We start from the raw sequence: 15,474 nt of genomic DNA, 5'->3' as shown, positions 1-15,474 counted from the left end.
CGACTTTCTAATAGGCGCCACCGGTATCAATGGTCAGATGGAGCATGTCGTCCTCGAGAATCCTGATGAAATGCTCGTCCTCCTGCAGGAGTTCCTCCAGCACGTCACTGTCGGAAAGCACGCCGATGACGCGCCCGGATTCGATCACAGGCAGGTGCCGGATCCGCCGGGTATGCATCGACGCGAGGCATTGATCGCAGGTATGCTCGGGCGTCACATAAAGCACCTGGGTGGTCATGATGTCGCCAACCCTGGTGTTCGCGGCGTTGCGGCCAAGCACCTCGACCTTGCGGGCGTAGTCGCGCTGAGACAGCACGCCAACCAGATTGCTGCCCTGCAGCACCAGCACCGTCGTCACGTCCTTGTCGGCCATCAACTGCAACGCGTTCAGCACCGTGTCGTCGGGGCCCACTGAGATAACCTCCCGAGGGTTCCCGGACAGAATTTGCCGTGCTGTCTTTCTCTCCTTTTTCATGACCGCCTCCAGACAGAAAGGGGAGCATGTACGGACTACGCTTGATCAAAGCGAAATCAAAGCGGAATCGGAATACGATCGTCCAGACCCAGCCAAGGCTGGCGATCTTTTCTCATTCGTTGAATTGCAGTGTAGATCGCTTGACCTGAGTCGAACGAACATTTTCCGTTCCGGCGCTACGCCACTCGGTGAGTCGAAGCGACGAGGCACCTGCCGCACGAGCGCGCCTTGCCCATTCGCAAGCGTCCGGCGCTAACTGTCGCCTCACCACCGCAGTCGCACCGGCAAACCCACAATCCATCGCCAGCGTACCGCTCGGTCGTCAGCTGGCCGAAAACCTCGCCGCTCTTCAGTGCAGGTGAGCCCGGTCGCGACCGCCACACGCTACGCTGCTCACGGCAGCCGCAATCACGCACTGCACCGCTCTCTACCGTCTTCAGGGCGGAAGTCACATGGCCGCCGCATCGGCATCGCCAGAGCCACACGTCTGCGCCGCAATATTGAAGCGCGACGAGATCGCCAAAGGCGCGACCAGCGACATCGCGACTTGGCGGAAAGGGCCATCGAGGCTGCAAGGGGCGGCGGGTACGTTTGTTCACAGCAAGCAAAATGGGGTGCGGCCTCGTGTTCTCAAGCATACCTGCGCCTTTGATTCGGCGCGGGTCGACGCTTCGATCAGCTTATAGCCGTTGTGTGGTATTGCTCACACTTTGTTGCAATTTGCTGCAGGCGGCTAGAGCGCCCGCCCGGCAAGGCTTAGCGGCTCGCGGCGAAACGTGGATACGGTTCCGCTTCCCACAGCAGGGTGAAGATTTCAAACGCTGAACCGTTAAAGGACTCAACCAGTGGGGAACACACACCATGAAGATTGAATCCAGCAATTTTCCGCTCGCGGCTTCGCAGAACGGTCCGCAACGCGCAACGATCAACAGCGATGCGAAGGATGCCGTCGAGTCCGCGCACCAGGTCAGCGCTGCCGGCGCGCAGCATTCGACGGTTAATCTCTCATCAGTGTCCGCGATGCACACGTCCAGCGATTCGGATAGCGACACGGCGAAGGTCGAGTCGATCAAGGGCGCCCTGCGTGACGGCAGCTACAAAGTCGATTCCGGAAAGATCGCCGACGGCATGCTAAGCACCGCGCGCGACCTGCTGCAAACGACTACCCGCTGACCGGCGGCTGAACGTAGCAACACCGACGGCGGATAAGCGACGCAGGCGCCAGCGCTGACAGCCGTGAAGGCGAGCCATTGGCTTCATTGTCGGTCCGCGTTCGGGGTGGCGGCACGCCTCAAAGCAGTCCATGAAGACTCGCACGGCGTGATTGGCCGGCCGGGGGCCGGCCCGCCATGCTTACTGGACGACCTGTTTCGCTTCGTCGCGCCAGTAGTGTTGCTGGTTCCACCCAAGAAGGCGCTTGAGCTTCTCGTTGCTGAGCAGGGTCTCGAACTCGCCGAGTTGCTTTTTGAGCGGCACGCCGGGGTAGTAGCGTCGGAGCAGTTCCGCGGTAGGTACGTCGGACGACACGTCGTCGGCCGCGACATTCATGACCTGAAAGCCGAGGCCGTCCTTTTCGATGGCAAGCCGGCACGCGCTCGCGAGATCGCGCCCGTCGATATAGCTCCACGCAATCCTCTTGCGCAGTGCTGGATCCTTGAGCCACGCCGGAAACTTCGCGTAGTCGTTGGGTTCGAGCACGTTGCCAATACGAAAGCAGTAAATGTCAGAGCCGGTGCGCGCGTGGAACGCCTTCGCCGTCACTTCGTTGATCACCTTCGACGTCGCGTAGCTGTCCATCGGGTTCACCGGGTATTCCTCGTCGAGCGGGAAGTACTCTGGACTGCGATCCCGGTGCGCGAACACCAGACCGTATGTGGTTTCGCTCGATGCCACGATCACCTTGCGGATGCCAAGCTTCGACGCTGCGTCGAGGATGTTGTACGTGCCCATCACGTTGATCCGGTAGACCTCGTTGTCGGGCGTGATCATGATGCGAGGGATCGCCGCAAAATGCACAATCGCGTCGATCGGCTTTGGTTCGAGGTCGTCGGCGAATTCTCCCGGCGCGGTGCTCGATGCCAGCGCATTGAATACCTGGCCCGCATCGGTGATGTCCGTAATCAACGTGCGCGCCGTGCGCGCCGCCATCGGCACGCGGTCAAGATTCATCACCTCGTAGCCGTGCTCGACCAGGTTCTGGACTACCCATTTTCCGGCCAGGCCGCTGCCGCCGGTCACGATCACTCGCTTCGTCATGTGCTCCTCTTCTCCTGTTTTCCTACATGTTTTAGCGCTTTTCCGCGCGTGTCGCGCGGCCTCATTCCATCATAGGATCGTTGCGCTCCGTGTCCTTGATTCGGCAGTAACAGTTCTGATGTTGAGTCGTGCGGCTCCAACTGGCCGGCCTCCGCCCGATGCGGCCGGCTGGAGACGACGTTCAGGCGTTGATCCAGGCTCGCGCCTGTTCCAGCTCGTTGACGTGGAACGCCTTGATTTCAGCCTTCGTGAAGAACCGGGCCAAATGCATCGAGGCGCGAATCCAGCCCGCGTCGGCCACCACGGCGGCGCGCGTGACCTTGCGGGCGACAGAGACGCCGAGCGTCAGGTCGGTCCATAGCGCCTTCGGCTCGATGCCGCTGAAATGCTCGATGCGTTCGAGCACGCGGGTCTTACCGTTCAGTTCAAGATCACCACGCATGCGCTCGATGGCTTCGCGCAGTTCGTGGTCGGTGATTTTGCCTTCGACGGATATTTCGATGACCGACGAATCGGGGACGGTGTGATACAGGATCATGGCAGGATCTCTAGCCAGAGAGACGTTACACGCTCAGGTACGGATGAGCCTGGCGTTCGACGGCGTACTCATCGTACCTCTTTCCACTCGCTCGGTTAGGTTACGAGCCGATCTTCCCCTGAGAGGCAGTCGAGGCCATCACGCTTGCGCCTTGCCGACAGGTTGACCTCACCCTCGGTCGCATGGACCTCGTCGAAGCAGCCCAGACGATCCGCGATGGCCTGCGCATAACGCTGGTGCGTGGCGGTTGCAAGCACGAGCGCACGGCCGGCCGCGAGCCGCGCCTTCAGGCCCGCTTTGCCACCATGCAGCAGCCAGACCAGCAGTTGCCAGCAGCGCAGCGGCGAGGCTTTCAGATAGGCCTACACGCACTCGATCAGAACGTCGGAGCGCAACAGCGTGCCGTCGAGACCGACGACGAGCGGCCGGCCGCGGTACGGCATGATGGACGCGTGGCTCACGACTGCGGCACGATCACGAACAGTTGGTAGGGACGCGCAGGCAACTCCCGTACCCATGCGGTCTTGCTCACCTCGAGCGCAATCGGCGCTGCATAGCTTAGCGACGATGCCGTCGCGATGCAGCCCGAGTCGTCGCCACGGCACACAATCAGCGAGCCCTGGCGCGCGAAATCGGCGGATGTGAGCCAGGGCGTTGCCGCCGGCCAGTCGAGATCCCAGAAGCGGGCGCGGTCGCCGTCATAGAACACCATCGAAGCGGCCTCATGCGTCGAGCCCGCCACGATCGACAGCGGCTGGCTGGTGCGTTCGTACCACACCGCCTGCGCGGCTGCCGCGAGTTCCGCGCGCGGCTCGGCCGCGTCGTCGGAATTGCGCCGCGCCCCTGTGTAGCCGACCACTGCCGATACCGCGAGCACCAGCGCCCAGTACACCGCCATGACGCGTATGGCACGCTGCGGCGCGAACTCGAAGCGGGCTTGCACGAGCACTGCAAGCCAGAGCGGCACCATTGCGAACCACTGCGCCATGCCCCAGACCGAGGCCATCTGCGTCTTGCCGATCACGGACAGCAGGCCCACCGCGAACAGTGGCCCCAGCGCGAGCCACCAGAGATCCGGGTACGACGCGCTCCGAACAACGCTCAGCGCCATGAGCCGCGCAGCCCCGCGCGTGCGCACCATCAACAGCACGAAAACGAAACTGAGCACGAGATAGCCGATCTGCGCGAGCGTGTAGATGCCAAAGCGCCCGACCGCGGCGAGAAGCGTGCCGCCGGTGCGTTGCGCGGCATACTCGAGCGTCGGGAAATGATTAACCATCATCCAGTGTACGTGCGGGGCCAGCACGGCGACTCCCGCCGCCACCGCGAGCAGCGAATCGACGCTGACGAGGCGCGCACGCCATGCGGGACGCGCGAGCAATGCCAGCAACAGCCCGAGCAGCAGCACGATCGTAAAGTACTTGCCCAGCACGGCAAGCGCCGCGCACGCCCCGAGACCGAGCGCCGCGCCGCTGCGCGCGAGGCGGCTGCCCGGCTGCGCGTAGCGGACGAAAAAGTAGGCGGTCCACGGCCAGACCGACAGCAGGATCGAGTTCGGATTGAATTTGATGGCGAGATTCGAGTAAAGCGGCGAGACCGCCATCGCAAGCCCGGCGATGATCGCGATCTGGCGCGGCACGAAGCGCCCGGCGAGCGCGACGATCCCGGCCAGGCCGACCAGCACGTTCACCGCCGACAGCGCGAAATAGGCGAGATCGGTGTGCGGGAACACGCTGAACCAGGCCGCTGCGACCCACGACGAAAGCGGCGGGTGCTTCGCGTAACCGGCCTGCCACTCGATGCCCCAGACATAGGTCTCGACCATGTCGCCCTGGATGTCGAGATTGCCGCGCGCGAGCCAGGCGGCCAGCGTCCAGACCAGCGCGTGGAAGGGGAGCAGCCAGTCGAGTGATGCGATGCGCGCGGCGGCAGGTTTATCGGAGGCTGAGGCGAGCGACGTGGGATTCGAAAGCTGGGTCGACATTGAGCTTTTGGGTCTGTGTGCCGCCGTACCGGGCAGCGTTTTTGGCCCGGCATTGTAATATGAGCTTACGTAGGGAGAGAGCGATCCTGACAGACTGCCCGGCAACCCATGGCGCCCGATCAAATCAAAAAGGCCTTGATGAAGGACGTTCGCGGCGACAATTGATCCGTGTGGTCAAGCCGAAGATTCGATTCTCTTGACGCGGCGCTCAACTCGGCCGCAATTGCAGATGCGCTTGAGGAAGCTTGGCTAAGATGCAAAAGTCGAGACCTGGTGTGACGGTCACCGTCAGATCCTACTGTTGCGCTTTTACGGTAACGATCTTTCCGTCACAAAGCAGTTCAGAGCCTTTAATGTCGATCAAATGTTGAGTGGCATTATGACTTAAATGGTCGGTCAGGTAATAAGAGACCCCATTGTCGTTGTGCAGTGATTTCCATCTTGAGTTGTAATTCCAGCTCGTCTCGTTTAAATCTCGATCGATCTGTATCAAGTTAAAAACTCTATTTGTTCCTTCGAATACGATCTTCGCCGGCCAATACTCTGCATAAACCGTGCTGCCACTTATCCCCTGGCGAGACAGGCAATCAATTTCTCGCTGAAAGTTTTCGTTTTGCGGGATCTTCGGCGCTGCCACGAGCGCGACCAGAAATATTATCGACGTCAGGGCAACGACATTTTTAATCTTAATTGAGCGATCTATCAGATCATGAAACATCCAGGCAGAAATTATGTAGGTTATTGATAGATAGCGAAATTCATATGTGTTATGAATCAATCCGGCGGCACAGACCACGGCGATCGAAAAAATGGCGGCTGCGCACAGTGATTTGCTATATTTGAACGATTTTGTTTTTATAAAAATAGAAATCATGAAAAACAAAATTATGGCAATATGTAATACATTTCTAAGTTTATCCGTATAATCTTCGGCCGCGGAATTTTTAGCCTGAATGGTCAGCGAGGAATTAATTTCAAGCGAGATAAGAAAGATAAATATTGCCAAAGCGGAGAAGGCCACAGTAAAGGCGAGAAATTTTTTTCTCTCGCCGAATATGGCCTCTGATGCCAACAGTGCTCCAAACCAGAGAACGAAATAAAGATCTGATATGCCGAGCAAAAAAATCACGATTACCAAAACGGCACTGTTCAGGACGGTGAGCTTGAAATGGCTTTTTACGTAGAAATATAGAATTACGGCTAGCACCGCTGCGAAGCCGTGATGTTCGAAGCTAAAGGCCGTTTCAATCAGAAAATAAAAGTCTTTTCCGATCACCAGCAGGCCGCTCACCGCGATAGCGATTAACGATATCGTTAGATTTGTGTATGTTTGGGCGAAAGGGCGTTCCTTCGATGTTAGAAGGCTGCATGCAAATACAAATATCAGTACTTGAACGGGCGCCGTCACCAGATGAAAAAAATACGGAGTTCGAGCGAGGATTTCAAATGGTATTGATAGCAATATATCTGGAAAAAACGATGGCGCACCGGGGTAAGTCCATCCTCTCAGGCTGCCAAACTCAATAAGATCTTTCGCTTGGGAGAATGACACGACATCGTCGGCGTTTATTTCCTTTCTAAGAGAAACTATCCATATAGAAAACAAAACTAAACATACGGTGGATGCGAATATTTTCATTGCATCCGTTCTATTCTTCGAGTTCATCTTGCGATTCTATATAGGTTTTTTTTGCGTCAATCAGGAAATCGGCGTTTACGTTGCCGATGGCATTCGCCGTGCCAGCGTTTTCATGCTGCCGCGTTTCCGCCTGCGCTTAATTCCGTCTTCATGATGCCATACTGAGCCGAACGGTCTGACAGATCAGGGTGGAATGTCTCCCGATACTTCAATGCCGTCACACATCGCGACCGACGCGCGATAACGCGTCTCGAAGTCGCAATTCTTTGAGCGCGACGTGTACCGACGGGTCATGCGCGGCGGATTCGACCGGTCGATGCAATAGTTTGCCGGCATCGTTCGGCTGGGCCCCATGTTTTGGCTGCAAAACGCGTCGCCATCAGTCGCAAAGCAGCCCCACCATCGGAATCGCCGGGGTTCGTCCCGTGATCAGGTCGGCCGTGATTCGAGCCGATCCGTGTGACATGGTCCAGCCGATATGACCGTGACCGGTATTCAGATAAAGATTGCGATACTTCCTGCGCCCAAGAAACGGCAGGTTCGTCGGCGTCATCGGCCTGAGACCGGCCCACATTTCGGCGCGATCGTAGTTGGCGCCGGCCGGGTAGAGTTCTTGTGTCACGCTCTTCATAAACGCAAAATCAGAAGGCTTATGGCTCGTGTCGTAGCCGGCAAACTCCGCCGTCGCGGTGACCCGGATCCGGTCGCCGAAGCGCGAGATTGCGACCAGGTTGTGCTCGTCGACCACTGCGACCGAGGGAGGCATGGGCCGGCCATCGATCGGAATCGTGAGGGAGTATCCCTTGATCGGATAGATCGGAAGATCGATGCCGATCTGTCGGCCGAGAACCGGACTATAGGGGCCAAGGGCGAGCACATACGCGTCGGCTTTTACAAGGCCTCGACTCGTTCTTATGCCCACCACATCCTGCCCAGCGGTTTCGAAGCCGTCGATGGTGGTGTCCGTCAGAAGCGTACCGCCACGCGCGACAATCTTTTCCGCAAGGGCGCGGGTGAACTTCGCAGGGTCTCCGGTCTCATCGGTCGGGCAGTAAATGGCACCCGCTATCCTGTCTTTTGCCGAAGCCAGCGACGGGTCGAGTGCGACGACCTGATCGCGGCTGAGAACCCTGATGACTTGCCCATCGGATTCCAGCAGCTTCATGTGTTCGACTCCGCGATCCTGCGCTTCCTGAGTGCGATGAAAATACAGAATTCCGCGGTCATTTCGATCGTATTCAATGGCGTCCTCGGCGATCACATTCTGTAGCACGCGTTGCGAGTACGCGGCAAGCCGATGCTTGAGCAGAGTATTGCGGCGTGCCTTCTCTGATGTGCATTCCATCAGGAAACGCCACGACCAGCTGTAAAGCCTGGGATCCGCCGAGAACTTGAAGCGCAACGCCTGATCTTTCAGCACCAGCGATTTGAGCAGAATCATCGGCGCTTTGGGCGAGGACCAGACAAAGGAATGCCCGGGCGCGATCATGCCCGCGTTACCCCAACTGGTTTCCGATGCGACTAAAGGCTGCCGCTCGACGATCACGACCTCATGGCCATCCTTCTGCAACTGGTACGCGGTTGTCACACCGACTACCCCGCCACCGAGCACGACAACTTTCATGATGTCCTCAGATACAAGGGGGCCGGCGGGCATTCAAGGCGGCGCGGTCTCGCTCCGGCTTTTGTGCTGCGCCACCATCGATTCCTGCTGGACAGGAGGCGCCAGTCTCACTTCCATTGCGGCTGATTCAGCACCATTCCGTGCTGCCCTTTGTAGGCAGCCACGGCCGGCGGCGTCCACCCATCCAGCATCCGTGGCGCGAGTTGCCAGACCTCGACGCCAAGCGGCCGGCACACTTCCAGCGGATCGCGCGCGTCGGGTCCCCACATCGGCACTGACAGATCGCCGCCCGGACAGGTCGACAGCGCGCACAGCAGGTCGATCTCCGCGAAGAATTCGAGGTAATCGCCTTTCTTTGCCGGACACGCCTTCATGAAGTATTTGTCTTCGAGATTCAGGCCGGTGCACTGGAACACGTTGAGCACGTCGTGGACGTCGTACTCAGTCAATCCATACGGGGCGATGGCGCGCGTCAGGTTGGAGTGGCAGTGAAAATGAAAATCCTCGCCGGTCAGCATGCGGTTCACGTAGGGGTCGCAGCGCGTGCCGAGCAGATCGTGGACACGGCCGCCGTGCTCGTCGACGCCGTAGCCTGCGAGACTGTCGTCCGTGATGGTCACCATCGGACGCAGGAATGGCAGCGTCGACCACAGACGGTCGAACGTGCTCACGTGCGCCTGCTGCAACTGGCGCGTGCGCGACGCCCACATGCGCTCGCGCGGGTTGTGCCGGTTCCACATGTTCAGGTCGGCAACCTGCGGGCCTTCGATCGTGACAATGCGAAACACGTGGCCGGCCGGCACGGTCCACGCTTGCCCCGAGCGGATCGGCACGACGATCGATTCGACCAGCGTGCGGGTGTCGTGCTGTGAGGCGATGCGCTGATAGAACGTCTTGTCGACGTCGAGCGCTGAGCCTTTGGTGGACTGATAGGCAGCAGGATAATTCAGCATGATGCATTCTCCGTCGAACTCAGGCCGGCGCCGTGCCGCGACGAGGCGGCGTCGTCATCGCTCGGGCGACGCAGCACTGCAACGACCTTTTCCTTATCGATCTCTGACATGTTTTGCCTCCATGACGTCTGACCCGTTTCAGCCAAGGTCGATTGCCCAGTTGGCGGGTTACTCTGCCGAGCTGGCACTGCCGCCCAGATAGGCAGCGCGGACCCGGCTATCCTGAGCCAGCTCGCGGGCGGACCCCGCGAGCGCAATGTGCCCGCTTTCCAGCACGTAAGCCCGATGAGCGATCCGCAGCGCCTGGCGGGCGTTCTGCTCGACGAGGAGAATCGAGGTGCCTTCGCGGCAGATGTCGGCGATCATGCCGAAGATCGCGCGGACCAGCTTCGGCGCGAGTCCCATCGACGGTTCGTCCAGCACCACGATACGCGGGCGCAGCATCAAGGCTCGGGCAATCGCCAGCATCTGCTGTTCGCCGCCGCTGAGCGTGCCAGCCAGCTGGCTGCGTCGCTCGCCGAGCCGGGGGAACGTCGCATAGAGCTGATCCCTTCGCTGTTGCAATGCCGCACTGTCGCGCCGGATCAGATAGCCGCCGAGATGCAGATTTTCCTCCACCGTCAGCGCCCCGAAAATGCGCCGCCCCTCTGGCACATGACCCAGACCCAGCGCCACGATCTGGTGTGCGCGCAAGCCCGTCAGGCGCTGGCCAGCCATCGCAATGTCGCCCGCGCGCGGCCGGATCAATCCGGAAATCGCCCGCAGCGTGGTCGTTTTTCCCGCGCCGTTGCTGCCGAGCAACGCGACGATCTCGCCCTCCGCGACGTCCAGCGAGATGCCGTGCAGCACTTCGACAGTCCCATAGCTCACACGCAGATCGCGGATTTCTAGGAGTCCCACAGCGATTTCTCCCCGGCAGTATCGTCGCTCGCCTCGTCCTTTCCGGCTGTGCCGAGATAGGCATCGATCACCCGCGGGTCCGCCTGGATCGCGGCGGGCTGGCCCTCGGCGATGATGACGCCGTGGTCCATCACGATGATCCGGTCCGACACGCCCATCACCAGCATCATGTCGTGCTCGATCAGCAGCACCGTCACGCCATGATCCCGGATCCGCCGGATCAGTTCCATCAGCGCGCGTTTCTCGGTCGGGTTCATGCCTGCAGCCGGCTCATCGAGCAGCAGCAGGCGAGGGCTGCTGGCGAGCGCACGGGCGATCTCCAGCCTGCGTTGGTCGCCGTAGGGCAGATCGGCGGCGCGCTCGCCCGCCCTGCCGGCAAGACCGACGAAGGCGAGCCAGCGCAGGCCTTCGGTGGAATGGTCCGCCGCCTCGGCGCGCGCGGACGGCAACGCCAGAAGCTCGGCTGCGAGCGGTGTCCGAAGCCGATGGTCCATGCCGGTCAGGACGTTTTCGAAGGCCGTCATGTGGCCGAACAGGCGGATGCCCTGGAAGGTGCGCGCCATGCCTTGATGGACGATGCGATGAGGCGCGCCGCCGGCAAGCCGTTCCCCGCACCAGACGATCTGGCCGCCAGTCGGGCGGATGACGCCGGTCAGGCAGTTGAACACGGTGGTCTTGCCGGCGCCGTTCGGACCGATCAGGCTCACGATCTCGCCGCTTCGCACCATGAAGCTGACACCGCCGACCGCCAGCACGCCACCGAAGCGGCGCTGCATGTCGCGCACCTCCAGCAGGACCTCATCGGTGACGGCGTGATCGGGCACAGCGACGCGATCGGCGTCAGCGCCCTTGCGCGCCGGCGCGACGCGGCGCAACGGCGCTGGCCACAACCCCTGTGGCCTTAGCAGCATCAGGATCACGAGCCCGATCGCGAAAGCGAAGATGCGCCAGAGATTGAGAAAACGCAGAATCTCCGGCAGGCCGGCGACGATGATGGCGCCGAGGAGCACACCGGGAATGCTGCCCCGGCCGCCGAGCACGACGACAATCAGGATCGTGACGGACTGCAGATAGGTGAAGCCGGTCGGATCGATGGTGCCGAAGCGGGCGGCGAACAGGCTGCCGCCCAGCCCGCCGATCAGCGCGCCCATCACATAGGCGAGCAGCTTGACGCGCAGCGTCGGCACGCCGACGGCCTCGGCAGCTGCCTCGTCCTCGCGGATGCTGGTCCAGGCGCGGCCCAGCCGCGACTGGCCGAGCCGGATGGCGAACCCGAGCACCAGCACGAGGAACGCCATGCCCAGTTCGTAGAGCGCTAGCGGCGAACTGATCTCGAAACCGAACAGGCTCGGGCTCGCGATGCCGAAGATGCCGTTCGGGCCGCCCGTGATGTCGAGGTTGGTGGCGACGATACGCGTGATTTCGCCGAACCCCAGCGTGACGATCGCCAGATAGTCGCTGCGCAGGCGCAGGGTGGGATAGCCGATGACGATGCCCGATACCCCGGCGAACGCCAGACTGAACGGCAGGGTCTCCCAGAACGAGAAGTGCAGCAGGGTTTCCAGCAATGCCGTCGTGTATGCGCCGATCGCGAAGAAGGCCGCGTAGCCCAGATCGAGCAACCCGGCATAACCGACTACGATGTTCAGCCCAAGACCCAGGATCGAATAGGTGACGATGGTCAGGCCGACATCGACGACATAGTTGCTGACGACAGCGGGCAGCGCCACGGCGGCGGCCAGCAGCGCACCGCCGAGAGGTCTGGCCCAACGCGCGGAAGCCTGACTGGCGCTCATGGACTACATTCTCTCGACAACGCGTTCGCCGAACAGCCCGGTCGGCTTGATCACGAGCACGGCGATCAGCACGCCGAAGACGAACACGTCGGTCCATTGCGAAGAGACATAGCCCGCGCCGAAGGCTTCGAGCAAGCCAATCAGGATGCCGCCCGCCATCGCGCCCGGGATGTTGCCGATGCCGCCGAGCACGGCGGCGGTGAACGCGCGCAGGCCTAGCACGAAGCCCATGAAAAAATTGATCTGCGTGTAGTAAAGACCTTCCATGACGCCCGCCACGGCGGCCAGCACCGAGCCGAGCAGAAAGGTGAGCTGGATCAGGCGTTCGACGTCGATGCCCATCAGACGCGCGGCGTCCTGATCGATTGCCAGCGCGCGCATCGCGGTGCCGAGGAAAGTGTGGTGAACGAAGAAATACAGTGCCAGCATCAGGGCCAGGCTCGTCACGATGATGCCGATCTGCGCGAAGGTGATCTGCACGCCGTGGAGTTCGAAGCCGGCCTGGCTCAGCACGTGCGGATAGGTGCGAAAGCCCGCGCCGTAGATCAGCAGCACCCCATTTTGCAGCGCCAGCGAGACGCCCAGCGCCGTAATCAGAATCGACAGCCGCGGCGCGCGCAGCAACGGCTGATACGCGAGCCGCTCGATCAGGAGGCCCAGCGCGCCTGTGACCGTCATGGCGGCCACAAGGGCGATCAGCAGCGCCAGGGCGAGCGGCAGATGCGCGGATGCAAGAACCATCAGACCGGTCCAGCCGATGAACGCGCCGACCATGAACAGGTCGCCATGAGCGAAGTTGATCAGCCGGATGATGCCGTAGACCATCGTGTAGCCGAGGGCGACGAGGGCATAGAACGAGCCGGTCGTCAGCCCTTCGATGACGAACTGGAAGAAGTCGCTCATGACGGGGCGGCGCGCGCAATGACGCCTACTTCATCGCCACCCAATGCCCGTTCGCTTCCTGCCGCTGGTAGGGCTCGAACTTGTCGTTGTGCACGATGATGGTGATGTACACCGCTTTACTGCGGTCCCCCTTCGCATTGAAGGAGATCGTTCCGGTCGCGCCCGGGTAGTTCGAGATCTTGTGCAGAGCCGCGGTGATCGCGGCAGGCTGGGCCGATTTTGCGTCCGCGATGGCTTTGGCCGTGACTCCGACAGCGTCGTATTCATAGACCGAGTACGGTCCCGGCGCTTCCCCATAAGCCTTCATATAGTCGTCGACGTACGCGTGCGCGCCGCTCAGGAACTGCGCAAGCGGTGCCGTCGTGATGATCATGCCGTCGGCGGCGGGACCGGCCGTCTTCATCAGGGTGGGGTCATTGGTGGCGTCGCCGCCCATGAAGGTCATTTTCAGACCCAGTTGCCGCGCCTCCTTGACCAGCAGGCCGGCTTCGGAGAAATAGCCTGTGTAGTAGATCACGTCAGGCTTCAGTGAGGAGACCCGCGTGAGCGTCGGTGAATAGTCCATCTGTCCGGGGGTGATCGAATTGGCGTACACGACATCGACACCGTCCTTCTTCAGGGCTTGCACGGTGTTCTGGGCGAGGCCTTTGGAATAGGTCGTGTTGTCGTCGATCACCGCCACGCGCTTCGCGTGCAGAACGTCTTTCATGAAGCTTGCCGCGAATGGGCCCTGCTGGTCGTCACGGCCGATCGTGCGGAACACGTTGTCGTACCCCATCTCGGTCAGTTGCGGATTCGTCGACGCATCCAGCACGTAGGGAATCCCGGCGCGATGAAAAGTTGTCGATTCCGGCAGCGCCGCGCTTGAGCAATATCCGCCCGCTACCGCGACAACGCCCGCATCGACGAGTTTCTGTGCCGCCTGCACCGCGGTCTGCGCATCGCAGGCGTCGTCCTCGGGCACCAACTCGATCTGCTTGCCGAGCACGCCACCGGCCGCGTTGATTCTGGCGGCGGCGAGCTTCGCGCCATTGACAATATCCGTGCCGGCATTGGCACTGCTGCCCGACAGCGGAACGGGCACGCCGATCTTGATGGTGGCGCCCTGGCTTAGCGCCGAACCGGGAGCCATGCCGACAAGCAGGGCCACGGCGGCCGCCATGCCCGCAAAGGCCGTTTGCCGCGAGCCCCGCTTTGCACCGGACCAGCCAATCGTCTGAGCAAACATGTTAGAGACTCCTTATTGTGAGAGGGATCGGACGATCCGCCACACGGGTATACCGGTGACATCGGAAAGCGGACGGAAATGGGGCGATTGCGTGTGATTCATACCCACCAGGTCAACGGCGTGACTGCTGGTTTCACCGGAGCGCTGACACTAAAGCGCCTCTTTCATGATAGAAGCCGGTGTGCGTTGGACGGTATAGGGTATTTGCGTATAAACCATTACACAAAGGCGCCGGCAATCCCCTACCTTTAAGAGGCAGTGACGACAGAGACTCGCGAGCCCGAACCCGACATGACAGGACGACTCCGAAATGAGTGCGATTGCACCGCATGACGACGTGTACACGAAGCTCGATTTCACGCTGGACGACGGCATCGGCCGTCGTGCCGCGATTGGGCTCGTGGTGCTCGCCACCGATCATACGATCGAGCATGAGTGGCGGGGCTTGCTGACGCAGGACGGCGTGGCGTTCTACGAAAGCCGTGTGTATAACTCGGCGGACATCACGCCCGAACGGCTAGCGGAAATGGAGGACCGTATTGCACCGGCGGTCGCGCTGATCCGTCCGGCCGAGCGTATCGATGTGGTGGCGTTTGGCTGCACGTCCGCGTCGATGGTGATTGGGGAGGAAAAGGTGTTCGCGCGGATTCGCGAAGCGCGTGCGGACGCCGCGTGCACTACGCCGATCACCGCGGCGCTGGCGGCGCTTCGCGCCCTAGGCGTCCAACGTACGGCCCTGCTTACTCCCTATGTGCGTTCGATCAACGAATACATGCGCGACTATATCGAGTCGCGCGGTCACGGCATTACGCGCATGGCGTCGTTCGAGCATGCGAACGATAACGAAGTGGCGCGGATCGACGCGGTGTCATTGCGAACCGGTGTTGAGCGACTTGCGCGCAATCGTGACGTGGACGCGATTTTCGTATCGTGCACGAGCTTGCGCATCGCCGGGTTGATTCCGGAGCTGGAGGCGGCGATCGGCAAGCCCGTGATATCGAGCAACTACGCGATGGCGTGGCACGCGTTGCGGCTCGCCGGCGTGGGAGATTGCGAGCCTCAGCTTGGGCGGCTGTTCGCGCTGTGACGTTGTACCTTGAAACGCGACGCAGCGCGACGGGGCGACCATGCGGAGATCGACGCCGAGGCCATGTTCCAGACATCGACGCGCACCACAG

Annotated in this window: 13 protein-coding genes and 1 pseudogene; 2 read left to right on the top strand and 12 right to left on the bottom strand. The window is 61.1% G+C overall.

The features are described 5' to 3' along the window. Positions 1 to 7 precede the first annotated feature (7 nt). Entirely contained in the window at positions 8 to 475 is a 468-nt protein-coding gene (locus tag OKW38_RS03990) for a CBS domain-containing protein (protein WP_184005654.1), read from the bottom strand. An 861-nt stretch (positions 476 to 1,336) separates the two neighbouring features. On the opposite strand from OKW38_RS03990, the gene flgM reads away from it, so the two are divergent. Next, on the top strand, positions 1,337 to 1,648 hold the full coding sequence (flgM, locus tag OKW38_RS03985) for a flagellar biosynthesis anti-sigma factor FlgM (RefSeq protein WP_429360092.1): 312 nt from the start codon (positions 1,337 to 1,339) through the stop codon (positions 1,646 to 1,648). A 180-nt stretch (positions 1,649 to 1,828) separates the two neighbouring features. Here flgM and OKW38_RS03980 read toward each other — a convergent pair whose 3' ends face one another. From OKW38_RS03980 to OKW38_RS03930, 11 genes and pseudogenes are all read right to left on the bottom strand, one after another. Beyond that, the gene (locus OKW38_RS03980) at positions 1,829 to 2,731 is read right to left on the bottom strand and encodes an NAD-dependent epimerase/dehydratase family protein (RefSeq protein WP_429360090.1); all 903 of its coding nucleotides are present in this window, start codon (positions 2,729 to 2,731) and stop codon (positions 1,829 to 1,831) included. 181 nt (positions 2,732 to 2,912) lie between these two features. Continuing rightward, positions 2,913 to 3,269, bottom strand: a complete 357-nt coding sequence (locus OKW38_RS03975; RefSeq protein WP_184024102.1) for an STAS/SEC14 domain-containing protein — start codon at positions 3,267 to 3,269, stop codon at positions 2,913 to 2,915. 113 nt (positions 3,270 to 3,382) lie between these two features. After that, positions 3,383 to 3,712 (bottom strand): annotated as a pseudogene (locus OKW38_RS03970) (UbiA family prenyltransferase); the annotation flags it as partial. A 14-nt stretch (positions 3,713 to 3,726) separates the two neighbouring features. Next, positions 3,727 to 5,253 (bottom strand): glycosyltransferase family 39 protein, encoded by a 1,527-nt coding sequence (locus OKW38_RS03965; protein ID WP_429360065.1) that lies wholly within the window; start codon positions 5,251 to 5,253, stop codon positions 3,727 to 3,729. A gap of 295 nt (positions 5,254 to 5,548) precedes the next feature. Then, entirely contained in the window at positions 5,549 to 6,805 is a 1,257-nt protein-coding gene (locus OKW38_RS03960; protein ID WP_429360063.1) for a hypothetical protein, read from the bottom strand. Between the two features lie 466 nt (positions 6,806 to 7,271). Beyond that, complete coding sequence (locus OKW38_RS03955; protein WP_429332705.1) at positions 7,272 to 8,516, bottom strand: D-amino acid dehydrogenase; 1,245 nt, start codon at positions 8,514 to 8,516, stop codon at positions 7,272 to 7,274. Between the two features lie 107 nt (positions 8,517 to 8,623). Next, on the bottom strand, positions 8,624 to 9,469 hold the full coding sequence (locus tag OKW38_RS03950) for an urea carboxylase-associated family protein (protein WP_429332706.1): 846 nt from the start codon (positions 9,467 to 9,469) through the stop codon (positions 8,624 to 8,626). 168 nt (positions 9,470 to 9,637) lie between these two features. Further along, the gene (locus OKW38_RS03945) at positions 9,638 to 10,369 is read right to left on the bottom strand and encodes an ABC transporter ATP-binding protein (protein WP_090810981.1); all 732 of its coding nucleotides are present in this window, start codon (positions 10,367 to 10,369) and stop codon (positions 9,638 to 9,640) included. Further along, a complete protein-coding gene (locus OKW38_RS03940; RefSeq protein ID WP_429360061.1) occupies positions 10,357 to 12,165 on the bottom strand; it encodes an ABC transporter permease subunit in 1,809 nt (602 codons plus the stop codon). Before OKW38_RS03940 ends, OKW38_RS03945 begins: the two co-directional genes overlap by 13 nt. 3 nt (positions 12,166 to 12,168) lie before the next feature. Continuing rightward, a complete protein-coding gene (locus OKW38_RS03935; protein WP_018422469.1) occupies positions 12,169 to 13,068 on the bottom strand; it encodes a branched-chain amino acid ABC transporter permease in 900 nt (299 codons plus the stop codon). A 25-nt stretch (positions 13,069 to 13,093) separates the two neighbouring features. Further along, positions 13,094 to 14,296, bottom strand: coding sequence for a branched-chain amino acid ABC transporter substrate-binding protein (locus tag OKW38_RS03930; protein WP_429360059.1), 1,203 nt, complete (start codon positions 14,294 to 14,296; stop codon positions 13,094 to 13,096). A 310-nt stretch (positions 14,297 to 14,606) separates the two neighbouring features. Between OKW38_RS03930 and OKW38_RS03925 the strand changes: the two genes are divergently transcribed. Continuing rightward, the gene (locus tag OKW38_RS03925) at positions 14,607 to 15,383 is read left to right on the top strand and encodes a maleate cis-trans isomerase family protein (protein WP_429360057.1); all 777 of its coding nucleotides are present in this window, start codon (positions 14,607 to 14,609) and stop codon (positions 15,381 to 15,383) included. The last annotated feature ends 91 nt before the right edge of the window (positions 15,384 to 15,474 follow it).

The organism is Paraburkholderia sp. MM5496-R1 (assembly GCF_050436205.1).
GTDB classification, from domain to species: Bacteria; Pseudomonadota; Gammaproteobacteria; order Burkholderiales; family Burkholderiaceae; genus Paraburkholderia; species Paraburkholderia tuberum.
The sequence above is the reverse complement of the archived record's forward strand: the minus strand, read 5'-3'. Positions and strand labels throughout refer to the sequence as shown.

What these genes read in the sequence shown, in the direction of transcription:
- OKW38_RS03925 (WP_429360057.1), top strand. Translation starts at nt 14,607, where the DNA reads ATGAGTGCGATTGCACCGCATGACGACGTGTACACGAAGCTCGATTTC.
- OKW38_RS03990 (WP_184005654.1), bottom strand. Translation starts at nt 475, where the DNA reads ATGAAAAAGGAGAGAAAGACAGCACGGCAAATTCTGTCCGGGAACCCT.
- OKW38_RS03935 (WP_018422469.1), bottom strand. Translation starts at nt 13,068, where the DNA reads ATGAGCGACTTCTTCCAGTTCGTCATCGAAGGGCTGACGACCGGCTCG.
- OKW38_RS03965 (WP_429360065.1), bottom strand. Translation starts at nt 5,253, where the DNA reads ATGTCGACCCAGCTTTCGAATCCCACGTCGCTCGCCTCAGCCTCCGAT.
- OKW38_RS03930 (WP_429360059.1), bottom strand. Translation starts at nt 14,296, where the DNA reads ATGTTTGCTCAGACGATTGGCTGGTCCGGTGCAAAGCGGGGCTCGCGG.
- OKW38_RS03950 (WP_429332706.1), bottom strand. Translation starts at nt 9,469, where the DNA reads ATGCTGAATTATCCTGCTGCCTATCAGTCCACCAAAGGCTCAGCGCTC.
- OKW38_RS03980 (WP_429360090.1), bottom strand. Translation starts at nt 2,731, where the DNA reads ATGACGAAGCGAGTGATCGTGACCGGCGGCAGCGGCCTGGCCGGAAAA.
- OKW38_RS03940 (WP_429360061.1), bottom strand. Translation starts at nt 12,165, where the DNA reads ATGAGCGCCAGTCAGGCTTCCGCGCGTTGGGCCAGACCTCTCGGCGGT.
- flgM (WP_429360092.1), top strand. Translation starts at nt 1,337, where the DNA reads ATGAAGATTGAATCCAGCAATTTTCCGCTCGCGGCTTCGCAGAACGGT.
- OKW38_RS03975 (WP_184024102.1), bottom strand. Translation starts at nt 3,269, where the DNA reads ATGATCCTGTATCACACCGTCCCCGATTCGTCGGTCATCGAAATATCC.
- OKW38_RS03955 (WP_429332705.1), bottom strand. Translation starts at nt 8,516, where the DNA reads ATGAAAGTTGTCGTGCTCGGTGGCGGGGTAGTCGGTGTGACAACCGCG.